General features: G+C 55.3%; 19 protein-coding genes. 5 read left to right on the top strand and 14 right to left on the bottom strand.

All coding sequences use genetic code 11. The annotated features are described in order from the left end of the window. The first annotated feature begins 267 nt into the window (after nt 1-267). From IAE50_RS19080 to IAE50_RS19070, 3 genes are all read left to right on the top strand, one after another. Nucleotides 268-2,265: a choline BCCT transporter BetT gene (locus IAE50_RS19080; RefSeq protein WP_200580962.1), complete on the top strand. Its 1,998-nt coding sequence runs from the start codon at nt 268-270 to the stop codon at nt 2,263-2,265. 100 nt (nt 2,266-2,365) lie between these two features. Next, nucleotides 2,366-2,887, top strand: a complete 522-nt coding sequence (locus IAE50_RS19075; RefSeq protein ID WP_200580961.1) for a DUF6882 domain-containing protein — start codon at nt 2,366-2,368, stop codon at nt 2,885-2,887. A gap of 561 nt (nt 2,888-3,448) precedes the next feature. Next, entirely contained in the window at nt 3,449-3,733 is a 285-nt protein-coding gene (locus tag IAE50_RS19070) for a hypothetical protein (RefSeq protein ID WP_042711827.1), read from the top strand. A 53-nt stretch (nt 3,734-3,786) separates the two neighbouring features. Here IAE50_RS19070 and IAE50_RS19065 read toward each other — a convergent pair whose 3' ends face one another. Then, nucleotides 3,787-4,032, bottom strand: a complete 246-nt coding sequence (locus IAE50_RS19065; RefSeq protein WP_094192953.1) for a biofilm development regulator YmgB/AriR family protein — start codon at nt 4,030-4,032, stop codon at nt 3,787-3,789. 231 nt (nt 4,033-4,263) lie between these two features. Between IAE50_RS19065 and IAE50_RS19060 the strand changes: the two genes are divergently transcribed. Continuing rightward, on the top strand, nt 4,264-4,653 hold the full coding sequence (locus tag IAE50_RS19060) for a hypothetical protein (RefSeq protein ID WP_200580960.1): 390 nt from the start codon (nt 4,264-4,266) through the stop codon (nt 4,651-4,653). A 75-nt stretch (nt 4,654-4,728) separates the two neighbouring features. Here IAE50_RS19060 and rnr read toward each other — a convergent pair whose 3' ends face one another. The 13 genes from rnr to nnr all read right to left on the bottom strand — a co-directional run bounded on the left by rnr (nt 4,729) and on the right by nnr (nt 19,703). Beyond that, nucleotides 4,729-7,164, bottom strand: coding sequence for a ribonuclease R (gene rnr, locus IAE50_RS19055; RefSeq protein WP_124970421.1), 2,436 nt, complete (start codon nt 7,162-7,164; stop codon nt 4,729-4,731). Nucleotides 7,165-7,202: 38 nt separating this feature from the next. Then, on the bottom strand, nt 7,203-7,628 hold the full coding sequence (gene nsrR, locus IAE50_RS19050) for a nitric oxide-sensing transcriptional repressor NsrR (RefSeq protein WP_023478375.1): 426 nt from the start codon (nt 7,626-7,628) through the stop codon (nt 7,203-7,205). 152 nt (nt 7,629-7,780) lie between these two features. Then, the gene (gene purA / locus IAE50_RS19045) at nt 7,781-9,079 is read right to left on the bottom strand and encodes an adenylosuccinate synthase (protein ID WP_023478343.1); all 1,299 of its coding nucleotides are present in this window, start codon (nt 9,077-9,079) and stop codon (nt 7,781-7,783) included. 104 nt (nt 9,080-9,183) lie between these two features. Next, the gene (locus IAE50_RS19040) at nt 9,184-9,381 is read right to left on the bottom strand and encodes a DUF2065 domain-containing protein (RefSeq protein WP_023478406.1); all 198 of its coding nucleotides are present in this window, start codon (nt 9,379-9,381) and stop codon (nt 9,184-9,186) included. Between the two features lie 76 nt (nt 9,382-9,457). Next, on the bottom strand, nt 9,458-10,462 hold the full coding sequence (gene hflC, locus IAE50_RS19035) for a protease modulator HflC (protein ID WP_023478485.1): 1,005 nt from the start codon (nt 10,460-10,462) through the stop codon (nt 9,458-9,460). A gap of 2 nt (nt 10,463-10,464) precedes the next feature. Beyond that, the gene (gene hflK, locus IAE50_RS19030; protein WP_042711823.1) at nt 10,465-11,721 is read right to left on the bottom strand and encodes an FtsH protease activity modulator HflK; all 1,257 of its coding nucleotides are present in this window, start codon (nt 11,719-11,721) and stop codon (nt 10,465-10,467) included. An 82-nt stretch (nt 11,722-11,803) separates the two neighbouring features. Continuing rightward, nucleotides 11,804-13,084 (bottom strand): ribosome rescue GTPase HflX, encoded by a 1,281-nt coding sequence (hflX, locus tag IAE50_RS19025; protein ID WP_023478522.1) that lies wholly within the window; start codon nt 13,082-13,084, stop codon nt 11,804-11,806. Nucleotides 13,085-13,158: 74 nt separating this feature from the next. Beyond that, a complete protein-coding gene (gene hfq, locus IAE50_RS19020) occupies nt 13,159-13,464 on the bottom strand; it encodes an RNA chaperone Hfq (RefSeq protein WP_023478362.1) in 306 nt (101 codons plus the stop codon). 96 nt (nt 13,465-13,560) lie between these two features. Continuing rightward, on the bottom strand, nt 13,561-14,511 hold the full coding sequence (gene miaA / locus IAE50_RS19015; protein WP_124970427.1) for a tRNA (adenosine(37)-N6)-dimethylallyltransferase MiaA: 951 nt from the start codon (nt 14,509-14,511) through the stop codon (nt 13,561-13,563). Continuing rightward, entirely contained in the window at nt 14,504-16,381 is a 1,878-nt protein-coding gene (gene mutL / locus IAE50_RS19010) for a DNA mismatch repair endonuclease MutL (RefSeq protein ID WP_200580959.1), read from the bottom strand. The genes miaA and mutL overlap by 8 nt, the downstream gene beginning before the upstream one ends. Before the next feature lie 11 nt (nt 16,382-16,392). Further along, entirely contained in the window at nt 16,393-17,721 is a 1,329-nt protein-coding gene (amiB, locus tag IAE50_RS19005) for an N-acetylmuramoyl-L-alanine amidase AmiB (protein WP_200580958.1), read from the bottom strand. A 16-nt stretch (nt 17,722-17,737) separates the two neighbouring features. After that, the gene (tsaE, locus tag IAE50_RS19000; RefSeq protein ID WP_042716066.1) at nt 17,738-18,199 is read right to left on the bottom strand and encodes a tRNA (adenosine(37)-N6)-threonylcarbamoyltransferase complex ATPase subunit type 1 TsaE; all 462 of its coding nucleotides are present in this window, start codon (nt 18,197-18,199) and stop codon (nt 17,738-17,740) included. Then, on the bottom strand, nt 18,192-19,703 hold the full coding sequence (gene nnr, locus IAE50_RS18995) for a bifunctional ADP-dependent NAD(P)H-hydrate dehydratase/NAD(P)H-hydrate epimerase (RefSeq protein WP_200134184.1): 1,512 nt from the start codon (nt 19,701-19,703) through the stop codon (nt 18,192-18,194). Before nnr ends, tsaE begins: the two co-directional genes overlap by 8 nt. Nucleotides 19,704-19,717: 14 nt before the next feature. Here nnr and queG point away from each other — a divergent pair, with 14 nt between their 5' ends. Continuing rightward, the gene (queG, locus tag IAE50_RS18990) at nt 19,718-20,857 is read left to right on the top strand and encodes a tRNA epoxyqueuosine(34) reductase QueG (protein WP_200580957.1); all 1,140 of its coding nucleotides are present in this window, start codon (nt 19,718-19,720) and stop codon (nt 20,855-20,857) included. Nucleotides 20,858-21,176: the final 319 nt, after the last annotated feature.

Here is a 21,176-nt window from a genome sequence, read left to right as displayed (position 1 = left end):
ATACCGGGGAGAATGCTTCTCCCCGTTTCCCTCGCCTTAACATTGGCGTGCAGGCAGGATCGATCCTCTACTGCGCCTCTCCTTCCAGTAACAAAGACAAAACCCTGCGGGCCCAGGGATGACACCAGCCCAGGCATTACCGCATAAAGCTTATTTTTTACATGCTTATATTCATTCGAATAATAACTTCTCTTGACCATCATATTTGTTACTATTTCGATGTTCTTTATATCCGTTCAGGGCAACCAACCATGGAATGAATAGATTATGAGCGAACAACATCTTTTGACCGAAAAGGCCGGGAACACGATCAATAAGCCAGTGTTTTTCTCATCGGCGTTATTAATCGTGCTCCTTGTGGCTTTCGCATCGCTTTTCCCCGAACTCGCCGACACGAAATTCAAGCTCTTACAGCAGGAGCTTTTCACCAATGCCAGCTGGTTTTATATCCTTGCCGTCGCGCTGATCCTGCTGAGCGTCACCTTCCTTGGGCTTTCGCGTTACGGCGATATAAAACTTGGCCCCGACCATGCACAACCCTATTTCAGCTACCACTCCTGGTTCGCCATGCTCTTCTCGGCAGGGATGGGGATCGGCCTGATGTTCTTTGGTGTGGCAGAGCCGGTGATGCACTATTTATCGCCACCGGTGGGGACACCTGAAACCATTGAGGCGGCGAAGCAGGCGATGCGCCTGACCTTTTTTCACTGGGGTCTGCATGCCTGGGCCATCTACGCGATTGTCGCGCTGATCCTCGCCTTCTTCAGCTATCGTCACGGTTTACCGTTGACGCTGCGCTCCGCGCTCTACCCGATTATCGGCGATCGTATTTATGGGCCTTTGGGTCACGCCGTCGATATTTTCGCGGTGATCGGTACGGTCTTTGGCGTCGCCACCTCGCTGGGCTACGGCGTATTGCAGGTCAATGCTGGTCTGAATCACCTTTTCGGTGTGCCGATTAATGAAACCGTGCAGGTCATTTTGATCGTCGTAATCACCGGCCTTGCCACCATTTCCGTGGTATCGGGGCTCGATAAAGGGATCCGCATCCTCTCTGAACTGAACCTCAGCCTGGCGCTACTGTTGTTGGCACTGGTGATGCTGCTTGGCCCGACGGTGCTGCTGCTTAAATCCTTTGTCGAGAATACCGGTGGATATCTCTCTGAACTGGTGAGTAAGACCTTTAACCTTTACGCCTATGAGCCGAAATCGAGCAACTGGCTGGGCGGCTGGACGCTGCTCTACTGGGGCTGGTGGCTCTCCTGGTCGCCGTTTGTCGGTATGTTTATCGCCCGCGTCTCCCGTGGCAGAACGATCCGTGAGTTTGTCACCGGCGTACTGTTTGTTCCGGCAGGTTTCACGCTGTTGTGGATGACGGTGTTTGGTAACAGCGCGATCCATCTCATCATGACCGAAGGCGCGCGCGACCTGGCTGACACCGTGCAGCAGGATGTCGCGCTGGCGCTGTTTAACTTCCTTGAGCATTTCCCCTTCTCCAGCATCCTGTCGTTTATCGCCATGGCGATGGTGATCGTCTTCTTTGTCACCTCTGCTGACTCTGGTGCCATGGTGGTGGATACGCTTGCCTCCGGTGGCTCAAGCCATACGCCGGTCTGGCAGCGCATCTTCTGGGCAGGGCTGATGGGCGTGGTGGCGATTGCGCTACTGCTGGCGGGCGGCTTAAGCGCCCTGCAAACGGTGACCATTGCCAGTGCGCTGCCCTTCTCGGTGATCCTGCTGATCTCGATTTATGGGCTGTTGAAAGCGTTGCGCCGGGATCTCACAAAACGTGAAAGCCAAAGCATGGCGACCATCGCGCCGACTGCGGCGCGCAACCCGATTCCGTGGCAGCGCCGGTTACGCAATATCGCCTATCTGCCCAAACGCTCGCTGGTAAAACGCTTTATGGATGATGTTATCCAGCCGGCCATGACGCTGGTGCAGGAGGAGCTGAATAAGCAGGGAACGCGCAGCACCATCAGCGACGCGGCGGACGATCGTATTCGCTTCGAAGTCGACCTCGGCGATGAGCTTAACTTTATCTATGAAGTGAGGCTGCGCGGGTATAACACCCCTACCTTTGCGATTTCGGGTCTGGAGAGCGATGAACAACAGGCGGAGCAGCATAAGTACTACCGCGCGGAAATCTACCTCAAAGAGGGCGGGCAAAACTATGATGTGATGGGCTGGAACCAGGAGCAGTTGATCAACGATATTCTTGATCAATATGAAAAGCATCTACACTTCCTGCATCTGGTTCGTTAACCACGACAACACCGCCTGCGGGCGGTGTTTTTTCATCTGGTTATCTAAGCCTGACGCGCTTAATTTTGCCGAAATGACAACAAGTTAATGGAGACCCTGGATGGCCAATTTTTTTAAGAAGTGGTTTGGCGGCGGTAACGATAACGCGAAGGATGAAGCGCTTCGCGAACCCGAGCTGACCATTGCCCGCGCCAATAATGAGATGCAGCAGCGTACGCAGGCGGCAACGGAGATGTGGGGGATCGACAGCGCCGAGTGGGGTGTCGATCTCGATGCCGGCACCATTACCTTTACCAATCATGAAAAGGGGTGGGTCATTACCGCGCCGGTTCAAGTGGTGGGCACCTATGATACGGAAGAGGGCTCCTGGTTATGGGGCTGGGAGCACCCTTCTGTGCGCGAACCGCTCGGCGAATATGCCGCCTGCGTGCGCACGTTCGGCGAGCAGCATGGTCTTGAGGCCTTAACCACACGCCAGATTAGCGCTTCAACAGAAGATGCCTGGACCTTTACCGCACTCGCCTGCAATCTTGGCGGCGGTCAGGGTGGATATAGCGGCCTCGCTGGCACGACCCGGGTATTTATGGTCTATGACAATGTGACTATTAATAAACAAGCGTAACCGTATGTTGCAGATCTGGAAAATAACCTTCACGGCAGCTTTTTTCCGGATCTCAGCATTAAGCAAAATCTCAATTCATGCTCAACTGTTATCAAATAAATAGAGCAGACTGTTATGGTTTTTAATAACTTCCCATAGCCACCCGCCTGATACAAAAAAACATCTAACTATATGAAATACAAACTCTTTTAAACCACAGCTTTTATGCATATTTATTATTAATAACAGAATAAAAAGCAGATAGTTCTCAAAAAAAAGAGAGCGCGCAAATGTCTTTTATAATTAAATAAACAGTGATTAATTCAAAACAGCGGCTTATTATTTATTATACAAAGTGTCTTACCGCTTATAAGAAAACTTTTTTTAGCGACAACGCTTATAAGGCGATTTAAATATGCATCTTTATTCGCTCAGGGCGATTTTTTATTAATTAAAAGATGCAGGTTTGACTCAGCTGGAGATCTTTTCCAGAGAACGCTCACCAACGCAGGGGCGGCAGAAAAAGCAGAGCGCACTGAAAGAGTGAGAGCCTCGCTTCGCAGCCCCTTACAGGAGGAGACCATGAGCACCATTGATACCGAAAAAAAGGCAGGCGTGCTTATCGAGAAAGCTGTTAAACAGCTGCTGAACACGGATGAGGCAGTCTCTTTTCGCGCCGTGCTGGAAATACTCAATGACAAACGCAAACAGGCAGTAAACCGCGAAGGCATTGCCGCCTGCGACAGCGCTATTGATGAGATTCAGGCGATGATTGCCAAAACGACGAACGAACGTTCGCGTGCGCCGGTGAGCCGTAAGAACTTCCTCGCACAGTGGAAGCCAGGCGCAGACGATAAGATCCATTAATAAAAAACGGCAGCCTCCGCTTGCGCAGAGGCTGCCGCGATAAATCCATTTACTTAGATATCATCCTGAGTGCGATGAACAATCATCTCCAGCGCGTTGCGCAGGATGTCATTCTGGACAACATCGGATTCCGTCTCGAGGCGGCTAATAAGGGCCAGAATCAGATCCTTATTGGTTACCACGGTTTTCACTGATTTCAGTGCAAAGGTCAGCTCGTCAATAATCTGTTTTTCGGCCTCAAAGGCATGAAGCTTGCTGTCTGTAGTCTCAAATGTCTTAAAAGTCGCGTTATTCATCATAAACTCGCTAGAAAAAGTGACGTGGCTATCCTTTGCAGTCAGCCCAGTATGTTGTACAGATTTCCCCACGAAACTTGTACAACACCGACAAGTTAGACGTGAAAACGTTAGCGCGCAATCTTTTTAAAGATATATCCTCTCGTTTTGATAACCTTCTCCCTACCGAACCCTTGTAGAGCGCGCTCTGACGCGGCTTTTCGTGGGGATGCAAACCTGCTCAGGAGAGAAGAAATGGGCTGCGATGACCGCGATTTTTATCAAGATGATGAAGGTATAACGACAGATTTAACCCTGCCCGCTTTTGGCGCGCAGGCGGTGCAATGTACTGCCCTTGAGTGCGATGTGGTGGATGAAAATATAAGGGAGACAATCGCCTTTCTTATTCATCAGCAACACGCCATTTTTGATACCGCGATTATCGCAGCGCAGAACTATACGGCGCGGATCTATTCCGCAGCGCTCAGCGATCTGACATTAATAAAAATCTATCTACTGTCGCAGGAAGAGAGGGAGTTCGGTTTACTCTTTTCGACGGAAATCGATCCAGAGCACGGCATCGGTATGAAATTCAATGGATATGACTTAACGGAAATTGGTAGCGCCGAAACGGCTTTCCTCTGACGCATTATTTCGCGGAGCGTTATTGCCCTGACGCTATAAAGAAAAACCCCCTCTTTGCAGAAGGGGTTTTGATTATCAATCGGCTTTTTTCTTGCGCGACGCGCGTTTTGCTTTGGTCGCGGCGGCTATTTTTTGCGTTTTCTCAGAGGGCTTTTTCGCTTTTTTTGCTTTGCCCTTGGCTTTATCGCCACGGAATTCGCTATCCGGTTCGAAATTCACCTTTTTATTGGCCTGCCGACGCGGCGGTTTTTTGCTCGCGTTGCTGCGACCTGCGGTGCCTTTCTTATTACGCTCGCGATCGGTTTTACCCGGGTTACGCGGGGCGCGCTCGCTGGAGATAAGCGAGAAGTCGATCTTACGCTCATCCATATTGACCGCTTCAACCTTCACTTCAACCCGGTCGCCCAGGCGATAGGTCTGACCGCCGGATTCGCCAATCAGGCGCTGACCAACCTGGTCAAAGCGGTAGTAGTCGTTATCCAGCGACGATACGTGCACCAGACCATCGATAAACAGGTCAACAAGACGCACGAAGAAGCCAAAGCCGGTGACGCTGGCGATGACGCCGGAGAAGGTGTTACCCACCTGATCCTGCATAAAGTCGCACTTCAGCCAGTCCGCAACATCACGGGTCGCTTCGTCGGCGCGGCGCTCGGCCATCGAACAGTGCTGACCCAGCTGGAGGATCTCTTCCATGCTGTAGTGCCAGCCGCCCGTTGCGGTGCTGTTACCCTTCTCGCCGTTCTCTTTCGCCAGCAGATACTTGATCGCACGGTGCAACGAGAGATCCGGGTAGCGGCGAATCGGCGAGGTAAAGTGCGCATAGGATTGCAGCGCCAGGCCAAAGTGGCCGCGGTTTTCCGGATCGTAGATCGCCTGTTTCATCGAGCGCAGCAGCATGGTTTGCAGCATCTCGTGATCGGGACGATCGGCGATCGACTCCAGCAGCGCGGCATAATCACGCGGCTCCGGCTTGTTGCCGCCCGGCAGCTCCAGACCCAGCTCGGCGAGCACAGTACGGAACGAGGTAATAGCGTCGTTGGTCGGTTTATCGTGAATACGGAATAGCGCTGGCTCTTCTGCCTTCTCAACGAAGCGTGCCGCAGAGATATTGGCGAGGATCATGCACTCTTCAATCAGCTTGTGCGCGTCGTTACGCTGCGTCTGCTCAATGCGCTCAATGCGGCGTTCGGCGTTGAAAATGAACTTCGCCTCTTCGCTCTCAAAGGAGATGCCGCCGCGCTCTGCGCGCGCCTGCTCAAGGGTTTTATAGAGGGTATGCAGCTCTTCAATGTGTTTTACCAGCGGCGCGTATTGCTCGCGCAGCTCGCCATCGCCCTGCAGCATATGCCACACCTTGGTGTAGGTCAGACGCGCGTGGGAGCTCATCACCGCTTCGTAGAACTTGTAGCCGGTCAGACGCCCTTTGGCGGAGATGGTCATCTCACACACCATACAGAGGCGATCGACCTGCGGGTTCAGCGAGCAGAGGCCGTTGGAGAGCACTTCCGGCAGCATTGGAACAACCTGCGACGGGAAGTAGACGGAGGTGCCGCGATTACGCGCTTCGTTGTCCAGCGGCGTACCGTGGCGCACGTAGTAGCTGACATCGGCGATGGCAACCCATAAGCGCCAGCCACCGCCGCGTTTCTTCTCGCAGTAAACGGCGTCATCAAAGTCGCGGGCATCTTCGCCATCAATGGTGACCAGCGGCAGATTACGCAGATCGACGCGGCCCACTTTGGCCTCTTCCGGCACCTGCTCTTTCAGGTCGGCAATCTGCTTCTCAACTTCTGGCGGCCACTGGTAGGGAATTTCATGGGTGCGCAGCGCCATATCGACGGCCATGCCGGTGCCCATGTTATCGCCCAGCACTTCAACGATTTTACCCACCGCTTTGGTGCGGCGAGTCGGGCGCTGGGTCAGTTCGACCACCACTACAAAGCCCATGCGCGCGCCCATAATCTCTTCAGGCGGGATAAGGATATCGAAGCTCAGGCGGCTGTCGTCCGGCACCACAAAGCCGACGCCAGCGTCGGTGAAGTAGCGGCCGACAATCTGCCCGGTTTTCGGCACCAGCACGCGGACAATGCGCGCTTCGCGACGCCCTTTGCGATCCGCGCCCAGCGGCTGTGCCAGCACCTGATCGCCGTGGATACAGGTTTTCATCTGCTCGCTGGAGAGATAGAGATCGTCTTTGCGGCCTTCGACGCGCAGAAAACCGTAGCCGTCGCGGTGGCCGATAACAATGCCTTTCAGCAGGTCGAGACGTTCCGGTAAGGCGTAGCACTGGCGGCGGGTGAAGACCAGCTGCCCGTCGCGCTCCATGGCGCGCAGACGGCGGCGCAGGGCTTCGTGTTGTTCTTCGCCTTCGATATTGAGCTCAACAGCCAGTTCATCGCGGCTGGCAGGCTTTTCGCGTTTGGAGAGATGGTCGAGGATAAATTCGCGGCTGGGAATAGGATTAGAGTATTTTTCAGTTTCGCGTTCGAGGAAAGGATCTTGTGACATAGCGGTTCCTCCGTTGTCAGCTCTGGCGGAGCGTTTCGTCATTCCACCAGCAATAATTTGTAAAGCGGTTGATTCTCTTCAACCAAATCGGCAAGCGTGTAGTTATCAAGTTCCTTCAGGAAACTCTGCACGGCTTTTGAGAGGGCGACTTTCAGTCGGCAAGCGTTGGTGATGTGGCAAAAATCGCTGTGGCAGTTCACCAGCGTTAGCGGTTCAAGGGAGCGCACAACATCACTGATACGAATATCTCGCGCGGGCTTGCCCAGACGGATACCGCCATTTTTTCCACGCACCGCCGCGACATAGCCTTCACGACTTAGCTGATTGATTATCTTAACCATATGATTACGGGAGACACCATACGTTTCTGTCACTGCAGAAATGTTGGTCATCTGCCCTTCCGGCAATGCCGCCATGTAAATCAAAGCGCGTAAACCGTAATCGGTAAAGCTTGTTAACTGCACACCAACCTCAATAACAGGAAAAAAAGCGAGATACCCGCAGGTATTGACTTTATTGATGATAAACCAGCCACCAGTCAGGTCGCTAATTTATTTGAACAGAAAGGTAAAAAAAGCGAGGAGAAAGGGCGCGGATTTCGCGCCCTTAAGCAGGATTATGCGTCGAACGGGTCGCGCAGAATCATGGTCTCAGTGCGATCCGGACCGGTAGAGATGATATCGATCGGTACACCAGTAAGTTCTTCAATACGTTTGATGTAATTGAGCGCTGCCTGCGGCAGACCGCTGCGCTCTTTCACGCCAAAGGTGGTTTCAGACCAGCCCGGCATGGTTTCGTAGATCGGCTCGATACCTTCCCAGTTGTCGGCAGCCAGCGGCGTGGTGTCCACTTCGCGGCCATCCGGCATACGGTAAGCGACGCAGATTTTCACCTCTTTCAGGCCATCCAGCACGTCCAGCTTGGTCAGGCAGAAACCAGAGAGGGAGTTGATCTGTACGGCACGGCGCACGGCAACGGCGTCCAGCCAGCCGGTACGACGACGACGACCGGTTGTCGCGCCAAATTCGTTACCCTGCTTGCAGAGGAACTCGCCGGTTTCATCAAACAGTTCGGTCGGGAACGGACCTGCACCCACACGGGTGGAGTAGGCTTTGATGATGCCCAGCACGTAATCAACGTAGCGCGGGCCAAGGCCGGAACCGGTCGCAACACCGCCAGCGGTGGTGTTAGAGGAGGTGACGTACGGATAGGTACCGTGGTCGATATCCAGCAGCGTGCCCTGCGCGCCTTCGAACATCACGAAGTCGCCGCGCTTACGCGCCTGATCCAGCAAGTCGGAAACGTCAACAACCATGGCGGTCAGGATGTCGGCGATTGCCATCACATCGTCCAGCACTTTCTGGTAGTCAACCGCTTCAACTTTGTAGTAGTTCACCAGCTGGAAGTTATGATATTCCATCACTTCTTTCAGTTTATCGGCGAAGGTCGCTTTATCGAACAGGTCGCCAACGCGCAGACCGCGACGGGCAACTTTATCTTCATAGGCCGGGCCGATACCGCGACCGGTGGTGCCGATCGCTTTCGCACCGCGCGCTTTTTCGCGAGCGACATCCAGCGCAACGTGATAATCAAGGATTAACGGGCAGGCTTCAGAGAGCAGCAGACGTTCGCGAACCGGGATACCACGGTCTTCCAGTTCTTTCATCTCTTTCATCAGCGCAGCAGGCGACAGCACAACACCATTACCGATGATGCTGGTGACGTTTTCGCGAAGAATGCCTGATGGAATAAGATGGAGGACGGTTTTTTCACCGTTGATTACGAGAGTATGGCCTGCGTTGTGACCGCCCTGGTAGCGTACAACATATTTAGCCCGTTCAGTCAGAAGATCGACAATCTTCCCTTTACCTTCGTCACCCCATTGGGTGCCCAGTACGACGACGTTGTTACCCATTTTTTCAAAATCACCGTTTGCTTAAAAATGGATTCTACCACCGCTTTTTTAGAGAATCAGCACTTTTTCCGTGCAAAATTCCCGCGAGTTAGCCGATTATTGCCTCAGCCAATCGTTTTCCTCAACATGTAGTAGACAACGATGCCTGCAACCACAAGTCCGCCGCCAAAACGGCGCAAAATATTATCCGGAAGCTGGCTCAATGAGGCGATCATTCGCCGCCAGGCACGCGGATAAAGCATCGGGCCAAGCCCTTCAAGCACCAAAACTAACGCCAGCGCGAGCCAGATTGTTGCGTTCATGGGTCATCCTCACAAAAGAAAAACCACCGCCCGGATTGAGGCGGTGGTTTTCATTATCAAAACCGTTGACGCGATATTAACGTGCGGTTGAGGTCGGCGTCTTCATATAACGGAAGAAATCGCTGTCCGGGCTCAGCACCATCACATCCTGGTTGCTGTCGAAGCTGTTTTCGTACGCACGCAGGCTACGGATAAAGGCGTAGAAGTCCGGATCCTGGCTAAAGGCATCAGCAAACAGTTTCGCCGCTTCGGCATCGCCTTCACCACGCATGATGCGACCCTGACGCTCGGCTTCCGCCAGCGTTTTCGTCACTTCATAGTCCGCAGTAGCGCGCAGTTTTTCCGCCTCTTCCTGACCCTGTGAACGGTGGCGACGCGCAACCGCTTCACGCTCGGCGCGCATACGGTTGTAGATCGCATCCGACACTTCCGTCGGCAGGTTGATCTGCTTGATACGCACATCGACCACTTCAATGCCCAGCGCGGCCATACTGTTCGGGTTGATGACCGGCACTTTACCGTTCGTTTCAGCCTGAACGCGTTCAGCGGCTTTCGCGATAGCGTCATCCGCCGCTGGCGTGACCACTTCATCTTCGGTGCCCGCAGAGCCGGAGTTCAGCGCGTCGCGCACTTCCGAGGTCAAACGGCCGCGGGAGTCGGTGACGATATCTTTAACATCCAGGCGACCAATCTCAGAACGCAGACGGTCAGAGAACTTACGTTTCAGCAGCACTTCTGCCTGGGAGACGTCACCGCCGCCGGTAGCCAGGTAGTAACGGCTGAAATCGCTGATGCGCCACTTGATATAGGAGTCGACGATCAGGTCTTTCTTCTCTTTGGTCACAAAGCGATCCGCCTGGTTATCCATGGTCTGGATACGCGCATCAAGCAGTTTGACCGATTCAATAAACGGCAGTTTGAAGTGCAGGCCCGGTTCGAAGACTAACGGCTTGTTGTCGCCGTCACGCAGCACTTTACCGAAGCGCAGCGAAATTCCGCGCTCGCCCTCTCGCACCACGAAAATCGAGGTGAAAAACACTACCAGCACGATGATGATGATCGCGATTACTGACTTACGCATCGTTATTCCCCCTGACGCTGGTAGTCGTTACGCTGCGCGTTGACGCGGCGTTGATCCATGATATCTCCCGCTGAGGAAGTCGAATTGCTGTTGGCGTTGCTGCCAGAATTGGAGGCAGGCGGCAGACGCAGCAGATTATTTGCGCCGTTGCTGTCGCTCTTCGCCGCCGGCGCGTTACCGCCTTTCAGCATCTGATCCAGCGGAAGCACCATCAGGTTGCCGCCTTTATCATTCACCAGCACTTTACGGGTGTGGCTCAGCACTTTCTCCATCGCTTCGATATAGAGACGCTCACGGGTGATTTCCGGAGCAGCTTTATACTCAGGCAGGATCTTGGCAAAACGCGCCACTTCACCCTGCGCTTCCAGCACGGTCTGCGTTTTGTACGCGCGCGCCTCTTCGAGGATACGCTGCGCCTGACCGTTTGCACGCGGCTGCACTTCGTTGGTGTAGGCTTCCGCTTCACGGATGAACTGCTGCTCGTTCTCACGGGCGGCAATCGCATCATCAAACGCGGCTTTCACCTCTTCCGGCGGACGAGCGGCCTGGAAGTTGACGTCCAGCAGAGTAATACCCATGTTGTAAGGACGAATGGTCTCTTCCAGCTCGCGCTGGGTATCGCTACGAATAACGGTACGCCCTTCGGTCAGAATACGATCCATGGTGTATTTACCGATCACGCCGCGCAGGGCGCTGTCCGTCGCCTGACGCAGACTGTCGTCAGCGCTGGTGACGCTAAACAGATAGCGCTGAGGATCGGTTACGCGGTACTGCACGTTCATCTCAACGCGCACGACGTTTTCATCAGAGGTGAGCATCACGCCAGAGGCAGCCAGTTCACGAACGGATTCGACGTTCACCGCCGTCACGTTGTCGATAAAGGTTGGCTTCCAGTTCAGACCCGGTTCAACCAGGTGACTGAACTTACCAAAGCGTGTCACCACGCCGCGCTCCGCTTCTTTAATGGTGTAGAAGCCGGTCGCAGCCCAGATCACCACGGCAGCAACGGCAGCGATGCCGAACACGCGCCCGCCCAGTGGACTGCGAGGGCCAGAAGCGCCTGGATTACTCCCGCCGGTGCCTTTGCCACCGCCCAGACCGCCGAGCTTTTTGCTCAGCTTGCGGAAGATATCATCCAGATCAGGTGGCCCCTGATCGCGACCGCCTTTGTTTCCATTTCCCTCAGAGTTGCCGCCTGGTTTGCTGCTTCCCCACGGGTCGCGGTCTTGTCCGTTGTTACCGGGCTGATTCCACGCCATGTATGTGCTCCATATTTATTTTGCGGTGTATGCCCGCACAGGCGGGCACCCCCAAAGGGGAAAAATCTTCAGGCTTTGCCGATCAAACGATGTACTCTTCGAGCGCCGGTTCTTGTTTACAGAGTCGACGCCAGTCAACGATGGGCATCCGTATCTGCATACCTACGCTGCCATCCTCTTCCGTCCACTCTTTTTCTATTGCCTGAAGCTGATAAAACCGGCTTCTTAAACGCCCCTCTTCCGCTGGCAGTCGCAGCGTGTGCTGCGCAACTTCGCCGGCAAGACGTTCTGTCAAAGCCTGGAATAACAGTGGTACGCCAGCCCCCGTCTGGGCGGAGAGCCAGACGCGGGTCGGTTTGTTCTCTTCATCTCTGTCGATACGCGGTTCGAAATCCTCCAGCATATCGATCTTGTTCATCACCAGCAGCGTCGGGATCTCGTGTGCGTCGATCTCTTCGAGCACCGTGTTCACCGCGTCGATATTTTCCTGTACGCGCACATCAGCGCCGTCAATCACGTGCAGCAGCAGCGTCGCCTGGCGCGTCTCCTGCAGCGTCGCTTTAAACGCGGCAACCAGATCGTGCGGCAGATGGCGAATAAAGCCGACGGTATCGGCCAGTACGGTTTCACCGACATCGGCAACGTCAATGCGTCGCAGCGTCGGATCCAGCGTGGCGAACAGCTGGTCAGCTGCGTAGACCTGCGCTTCGGTTATCTGGTTAAACAGCGTCGATTTACCGGCGTTGGTATAACCCACCAGTGAAACCGTAGGAATATCCGCCTTGGTACGGGAACGACGCCCCTGTTCACGCTGCTTCTCAACCTTTTCCAGGCGCGAGAGGATTTGGGTAATGCGATTACGTAACAAACGACGGTCGGTTTCGAGCTGGGTTTCACCCGGACCACGCAAACCAATCCCGCCCTTCTGTCTTTCAAGGTGGGTCCAGCCACGCACAAGGCGCGTCGCCAGATGGCGCAACTGCGCCAGTTCTACCTGCAATTTCCCCTCGTGCGTTCGTGCACGCTGGGCAAAAATATCCAAAATCAGGCCGGTGCGATCGATAACGCGACATTCGCACAGTCGCTCCAGGTTACGTTCCTGGGCAGGGGATAGCGCATGATCAAAGAGTACGACGGACGCACCCGTTGCTTTTACGGCTTCTGCAATCTCGACTGCTTTACCTTCACCAACGAAATATTTGGGGTGCGGTGCTTTACGGCTACCGGTAATCACCTGCATTGCTTCGACACCGGCGGAAGAGACCAGAGCTTCAAACTCCTGGAGATCTTCCATATCTTTGTCTTGCGAAAAATAGATGTGTACCAGCACCGCCTGCTCACCGGCGTCATAACGGTCAAACAAGCGTAAACCCTCATTAAATACCAGCGGGGAACACAGCGAAACTGGCTCCCCGATCTGGAAATCAGCCTTCAACCTTACTCGGTTTCTTCGCTGTCCTGCTGTGCAGAGCCTTGCGCGTTGCTACCATGGTGGTAGTTGTTGTTGGAGCCGCCACCCGCATTGTTGCTGTGATGTGAAACCGGGCGGGACGGAACAACAGTTGAAATCGCGTGCTTATAAACCATCTGGCTGACTGTATTCTTCAGCAAAATTACGAACTGATCGAAAGACTCAATCTGTCCTTGCAGTTTGATACCATTCACCAAATAAATTGAAACTGGAACACGTTCCCGACGCAGTGCGTTCAGGAACGGATCTTGTAAAGATTGCCCCTTAGCCATTCTATCTTTTCCTTATATGCTTGTTTTGTACTTAGAACCCGGAAGCTCTGAAAACTGCGTAAAAATTTGCGCACGATACGCGGTAATTGTACACATTCACCCTGCGATAGCACTAACTACCTGTAACACGTCATGGTAAGACTTTTCTGGCTTTTCACTCTCTAACCAGTGAACCTCATCCCATCCGCGTAGCCAGGTCATCTGTCGCTTGGCTAACTGCCTCGTCGCGCAAATACCTCGATAAACCATTTCATCGTATGAAATCTCGCCTTCGAGATAGGACCACATCTGGCGGTATCCCACACAACGAACGGAAGGCATATCCGTATGCAAATCTCCGCGAGCAAATAGCGCCCGCACTTCTGCTTCAAAACCTGAAGCTAACATCTGGTGAAAACGCTGCTCGATTCGCTGATGGAGCAGTTCACGGCTCGCCGGGGCGATGGCGAACTGATGCACCTGGTAAGGCAGAGCGTCTCCTGACGTTTGCGTCAGATCTGTTAAAGTTTTACCCGAAATGAAAAAAACTTCCAGTGCCCGGGAAAGCCTTTGCGGATCATTCGGATGGATTCGTGCTGCAGCGACAGGATCGATTATCTGTAACTGCGCATGTAACGCATCCCATCCACGCTCTGCAGCCTGCTGTTCAATCTCGGCTCGTACCTTCGGATCGGCTGATGGCAAGGGGGATAATCCTTCCAGCAGCGCCTTAAAGTAGAGCATCGTGCCGCCCACCAGCAGAGGAATACGGCCCGCATCGGTGATGGCTTTCATTTCTGCCAGCGCATCGCGGCGGAAATCCGCTGCCGAGTAGGCCTGCGCCGGATCCCGGATATCAAGCAACCGGTGCGGCGCAGCGCGAAGCTCTTCCGCGTTCGGTTTAGCTGTACCGATATCCATGCCTTGATAAATAAGGGCTGAATCAACGCTTATCAACTCAACTGGCAAAACTTTACGTAACGCGATTGCGAGCGCTGTTTTACCGGAGGCCGTTGGGCCCATCAAAAAAATTGCCTTCGGCAGGCTTGCCTTACTCACTTCACTCATCGTTCAGGGCGTTCATCGCCTTTTGTAAATCAACAGGTTGTAATAAACCATCCGGCGGGGTCTTTACCAGATGCGGACAAAGCCGTTCGACGTCGGCCAATAAAGTGATCGCCTGAGCGACGCTCCACTGCGCATGTTCAGTCGCCAGACGGCGCGCCAGCCAGTGGGCAATATTCACCGCGTCAATGCTTGTCTGCTGCGCCAGGTAGCCTAACAGTTCAGGAATCAAGTTTTGTAAATTTTGTTGGCGCAAGGGTAAAGGCACCGCGCGAATGGTCACGTGATGGCCATCCGGCACAAATTCGATGCCCATTTGCGTCAGCACGGGCTGCGCGCGCTTAAGCGCCGCGCGCTCGTCAGTAGAAATTTTCAGCCGTACCGGAATCAACAACGGCTGCCCGCAGCCCGGCCCATTATCGGGCGAGAGCTGCGCATGACGCAGCCAGCGCTCGGCCACCGGCAGTGCCAGCAGCGCCAGCTTGCCGTCGCGCTCAAGCAGGGCATAGTGCGGGGCAATCAGCGTCAGCACGCGACCAAAACTCTGGCTATGCCCGTCGAGCGCAGGCGTCGCAGCGGGTGCTCGCTTCTCCGCTTTCGGTTCAACCACCGGCGTTTCCAGCAGCTTTTGGTAGAGCGCGCCCTGCTGTTTCTGATAACCCGGCTGCGCATTCGGCCAGCCGCGATCGCTATTTGCAGGCGTACGGGAAGAGGCACCGGAGGAGGATCCACCGCTGGAAGAGGGTGAATAAGATCCTGTCTCGGGTTCGCGCGCAGCACGCGGTTCAGCGAACTGATTGCGCCCGGCGGCCACGCGGTTTTCCGGAAGCACGCGCGGCGCAGGTTCGTCCGAGAGCGTCAGCGTCGCGTCAAGCTGCTGCTGCAGAACGCTCAGCACGCCCTGATAGATAAAATCATGCACCAGCCGCGACTGGTGAAAGCGCACTTCATGCTTGGCCGGATGGACGTTAACATCCACCTGGTGTGGGTCAATCTCCAGATAGAGCACAAAAGCGGGTTGCTGATCGGCGCCCAGCTTATCTTCGCAGGCCTGGCGAATGGCATGGTTAATCAACCGGTCGCGCATCATGCGGCCATTCACATAGCAATATTGAATATCGGTAAACGCAGCGGTATTGCTCTTCGGATCGGCAACCCAGCCGCGCAGGGCTAAATCGCCGTGCTGCCACTCAATCGCCAGCGCCTGCTCCAGGAAAGAGGTCCCGCAAATGGCACCGAGACGACGCTCTTTCTGCCCGCCTTGCGCCACTGCGCGGTACTGGCGCACCATCTTACCGTTATGACTGAGGTTAATGGTGACGTCGAAGCGCGCCAGCGCGATGCGGCGGATCACCTCATCGATATGGTTGAACTCGGTCTTTTCCGTGCGCATAAACTTGCGCCGCGCCGGGGTGTTATAGAAGAGATCCAACACTTCAAGGGTGGTGCCAACCGGGTGAGCGGCCGGTTTTACCGTGACCGCCATCTCGCGCCCTTCGGCATAGGCCTGCCACGCTTCCTGCTGCTCAGCGGTGCGCGAGGTGAGCGTTAAGCGCGAAACCGAACTGATACTCGCCAGCGCTTCGCCGCGAAAGCCGAGGCTAATGATCGCTTCTAAATCATCGAGAGAGGCAATCTTACTGGTGGCATGACGCGCTAACGCCAGCGCCAGCTCCTCTTTTTTGATGCCGCAGCCGTTATCGCGGATGCGGATAAGCTTGGCACCGCCGCGCTCAATATCGATATCGATACGCGTCGCACCAGCATCCAGGCTGTTCTCCACCAGCTCTTTTACAACCGACGCAGGGCGCTCAACCACTTCGCCTGCGGCGATCTGGTTCGCAAGCTGTGGCGGTAGAACCTGTATCGGCATGAAAAGAATCCTTAGTTAAGCAGACCATCTGCGGGCGCGCCCGCATTCGCCATTTGCGCGCCGCCCTGCGGGGCTGATTGCAGAGGATGCGCAAGGAAGTAGTTACGCAGACCGCCATAAATGGCCGCTGCGATTTGCTGTTGGTAATCGTCGCTGGCAAGCAGCCGCTCTTCGCTGCGATTGCTGATAAACCCGGTTTCCACCAGCACCGAGGGAATATCCGGCGAGCGCAGCACGCCAAGGCTCGCATGCTCCGGGCGGCGTTTATGCAGCGCGCCCACGCGCTGAAGCTGGCTCAGCATATTGGTGGCGACATCATAGCCAACACGCTGGGAGTGGCCGAATTGCAGATCAAGCACCGCCTGGCTGAGGTAAGGGTCGGACTGGCTGTTAGCCAGCACATCGCCCGCGCCGCCCAGCAGTTCGGACTGCTTCTCGTGCTGCTCAAGCCAGCTTGCCATTTCGCTATTCGCGCGGCGGTTTGAGAGCACCCACACCGAGGCGCCCGTCGCGTCGCGGTTCGGCGCGGCATCCGCATGAATTGAGACCAGGAAGTTGGCATTCTGTTTACGCGCCACGTCGGAACGGCCCATTACCGAAATAAAGTAGTCGCCGTCGCGGGTCATTACCGGCTTAAACATCGGGTCGGCATTGAGCAAAGCGCGAAGCTTACGCGCAATGGCAATCGTCACGCTCTTCTCCTGCGTGCCGCCTGCGCCAATTGCGCCAGGATCCTGGCCGCCGTGACCGGCATCAATGGCGATAATCACTTTATCGCCCGGGGCGACTCGCGCCTGTGCGGCGGGCCGGGTGGTGGTATTACTGCTCACCACGCTGGTGATGCGATCGTTGCCCGGTTTAAACGGGTTGCGCGCAGGCGCGCTCGGCTGCGATGTCATGACCGGCGTCTCGGCGCGCTTCACCACCACAGGTGGTGGCGGAGGCGGAGGTGGTGCATCAGCATCGATGGTGAAAACCACCGTATACCCTGCCCCGCTCTGCTGCTTTACCGCGCGGGTTTTGCCGTTTTGCGTCAGGTCGACCACCAGGCGGATCGACTGGTTATCCTTCGCCGTCCCGGCACGGATGCTCTTTACCAGGTTGTTACCGCTAAATTGCAACGGCAGACCCTGAATAATGCCGGTCTGCTTAATATCGAGCGCCACGCTGCGCTTGCCCTGCTGGCTAAACGCATAGTCAGGATCGCCCATAAAACTGAAGGTGATACGTGCCTGGCTCTCGCCATTCGATACCTGAATATCCGCTAAACTCGCGGCGTTAACCTGGAAACAGAGCATCAACAGCGTAAGCGCCAACCAACTTGTCATGCGAGAGATCATCCCGTCACCTTTCCTGTTAACCAGCCATACGCGCCAGTAACGATTCGCCCGATGAGGATACCGCGCCAATGCGCGCCTCACGCCCCTGCGCCTGATACTCTAAATGGATTTCAATATCCGGCTCCGGCAATACGCCTGTGCCCTGCTGCGGCCACTCGACGAGGCAGATTGCGTCGTTGGCAAAATAGTCGCGGATGCCCATAAACTCCAGCTCTTCCGGATCGGCAAGCCGATAGAGATCGAAGTGATAGACCATCAGCTTATCGAGGTCGTACGGCTCTACCAGCGTGTAGGTCGGGCTTTTTACATTCCCGTTGTGACCCAATGCCTGCAGGAAGCCGCGGCTAAAGGTGGTTTTGCCGGCACCAAGATCGCCATACAGATAGATCACCGTTGCGCCCGCGCACGCTTGCGCCACGCGCTGGCCGAGATCGAGGGTGGCTTGTTCATCAGGTAAAGGAATCACGCGATTAATCATTTTCTGTATCAATTACATCCGGGTTAACAACACGCAGCAGCGTGCTAAAAAGATCGGTAGCCAGCATGCCGCGCTGGCCATACTGCGCTGCCCGCAGATCCGCCGCCGCGCCGTGCGCGACGCAGCCTGCACAGGCAGCATCATACAAACTGAATTTCTGTCCAAGCAGCGCGCCGATAATACCAGAGAGCACATCGCCCATGCCGCCGCTGCCCATTCCGGCATTGCCGGCATCAATGATACCGCATTCGCCGTCCGCGCTCGCCACCACCGTGCCCGCGCCTTTCAGCACTACCACGCCCGCATAGCGTTTTACCAGACGCTGTGCCGAAAGTAAGCGATCACTCTCAATTTCCGCCACGCTACAGTTAAGCAGACGTGCCGCTTCGCCGGGGTGCGGCGTCAATACGCGATTGTGACGTTTATCGGGGTTGATTGCCAGAAGGTTCAGCGCATCCGCATCCCACAGCATCGGTTTACGGAAGTTCTCCACTTTTTGCAGGGCTTTTTTGCCCCACTCCTGCTGCCCAAGGCCGGGGCCAATTACCACCACGTCGGCCCATTCGAGGCTCTCATCAAGGGACGCTGGAGTAAGTTCATCAACCATAAGCTCTGGCCGCTGGGTGATGATGGGGGCAATGTTCTCGCGCCGCGTCAGAATACGCACTAAACCAGCACCGGTGCGCAGAGCCGCTTCGCCCGTCATGCGGATCGCACCCGCCGTACCGTGGTCACCGCCAATAATCACCAGTCGCCCGTTGTCGCCTTTATGGGAGGTTGGCGGGCGCGGCGTAAACCATTCTGAAAGTTGGTTGGCGTCAAAACGGGAAAGGGGTGGCTGCTGCCCATCAAGCCAGGCCTCAAGGCCCAGCGCATGGTGATGCAGTTGGCCTACCACATCGCGCGCTTTGCCGGTCAGCAGGCCTGGTTTCAAGGCGATAAAAGTAATGGTATGACTGGCCTGAATAACAGCGCCAGGTGTCGTGCCGGTCTGCGCATTAAGGCCCGAAGGGATATCGAGCGCAATACGCGGCGCAGCGTGCTGGTTGGCACGCGTAATCAGCGCCGCAACGTTGTCGCGCGGCGCGCTACTCAAGCCGGTGCCGAGCAGGCCGTCGATAATCAGATCAATGCCTTCAGGCCAGAGCGCCTCTTCGGCGTGGATTGTGCCGCCAGCATTGAGCCAGGCCTCACGCGCCTGCGCCGCCTCTTCCGGTAGCGGTTTATCGCTCTCGATCGCGATGAGCGTAATCTCAATGCCCGCAGCGGCAGCAAGGCGCGCGACCACATAGCCATCGCCGCCGTTATTGCCATGCCCGCAGAGCACCAGCCAGTGCTGCGCCGCAGGGAAATTATCCCGCGCCACCTGAAAGGCGGCCTGGCCAGCGCGCAGCATCAATTCGTATAACGTAATGCCGAGGCTGTCGGCCGCCTCTTGTTCGAGACGTTTCAGGTCGCCAGCAGGCCAGATGGAGTGTGGTATACTTGCCGCGTTTTTTTTCATCTCTATGGTCCGTCATGTCACAGCCCCTCGATCTCAATCAGTTAGCGAAACAAATCAAGCAGTGGGGCACTGAATTAGGTTTTCAGCAGGTCGGTATTACCGATACCGATCTCACCGCCAGCGAGCCGAAGCTGCAGGCGTGGCTGGATAAGCAGTATCACGGCGAGATGGAGTGGATGGCGCGTCACGGTATGATGCGCGCCCGCCCCCATGAGCTTCTCCCCGGCACGCTTCGCGTTATCAGCGTACGTATGAACTATTTGCCGCCGAACGCGGCCTTCGCCAGCACGCTGAAAAACCCGGCGCTCGGCTATGTCAGCCGCTACGCGCTGGGCCGCGATTATCATAAGCTGCTGCGCAGCCGCCTTAAAAAGCTCGGCGAGTTGATTCAGCAGCAGTGTGCTTCGCTGAATTTTAGACCGTTTGTCGACTCCGCGCCCATTCTTGAGCGGCCGCTGGCGGAAAAAGCCGGGCTTGGCTGGACAGGTAAGCACTCACTTATTCTCAGCCGTGATGCGGGGTCGTTTTTCTTCCTCGGCGAACTGCTGATTGACCTCCCCCTGCCCGTCGATCAACCAGTCGAGGAAGCATGCGGACGCTGTGTCGCCTGTATGACCATCTGCCCAACCGGGGCGATAGTCGAGCCCTATACCGTCGATGCACGTCGCTGTATCTCCTATCTCACCATTGAGTTAGAGGGCGCGATCCCCGAGGAATTCCGCCCGCTTATCGGGAACCGGATTTACGGCTGCGATGACTGCCAGCTTATCTGCCCGTGGAACCGCTTCTCGCAGCTTACGGATGAGCCGGATTTCAGCCCGCGCAAAGCCCTGCACGCGCCAGCATTGGTTGAATTGTTCGCCTGGAGTGAAGCGCACTTTTTAAAAGTCACGGAGGGATCGGCTATTCGCCGTATCGGTCATCTGCGCTGGCTGCGCAATATTGCGGTCGCGCTGGGCAATGCGCCGTGGGACGAGGCAAATATCGCGGCGCTGGAGCAGCGGCTGGGTGAGCACCCACTTCTTGATGAGCACATAGCCTGGGCGATTGCGCAGCAAATTGAGAAGCGTAATGCCTGCGTCGTAGAGGTACAGCTGCCACAAAAACAGCGCCTGGTGCGGGTGGTGGAAAAGGGTCTGCCGCGCGATGCCTGAGCCATCCACAGCTTGTGAATAAAATAAAAAACACATTACGTTTCAACGTTAACAAATTCGTCAAGCGATCGTGTTAACATTTTGAAATGTTATTTTTATTTTATAATTCAGATAGTTATAAAGAAATAATTTGGTAAGCGAAGCAATAGAAATCCGGCTAAGCAAAGCTCGCCCTGTGGATAACTCTGTTCACAATACTTTTTCAGCACGAAAGGAAATCGCCCGCAGCGCGGTTCTTCGCTGTGGATAATTTTTTGGAGATGAAAGATTGGAGCGGGAAACGAGACTCGAACTCGCGACCCCGACCTTGGCAAGGTCG

Origin of the sequence: Kosakonia sp. S42 (assembly GCF_016624785.1) — a bacterium.
In the GTDB taxonomy this organism is placed as follows: Bacteria; Pseudomonadota; Gammaproteobacteria; order Enterobacterales; family Enterobacteriaceae; genus Kosakonia; species Kosakonia cowanii.
Note: the sequence above shows the minus strand (reverse complement) of the source record. Positions and strands in the feature narration are given on the sequence as shown.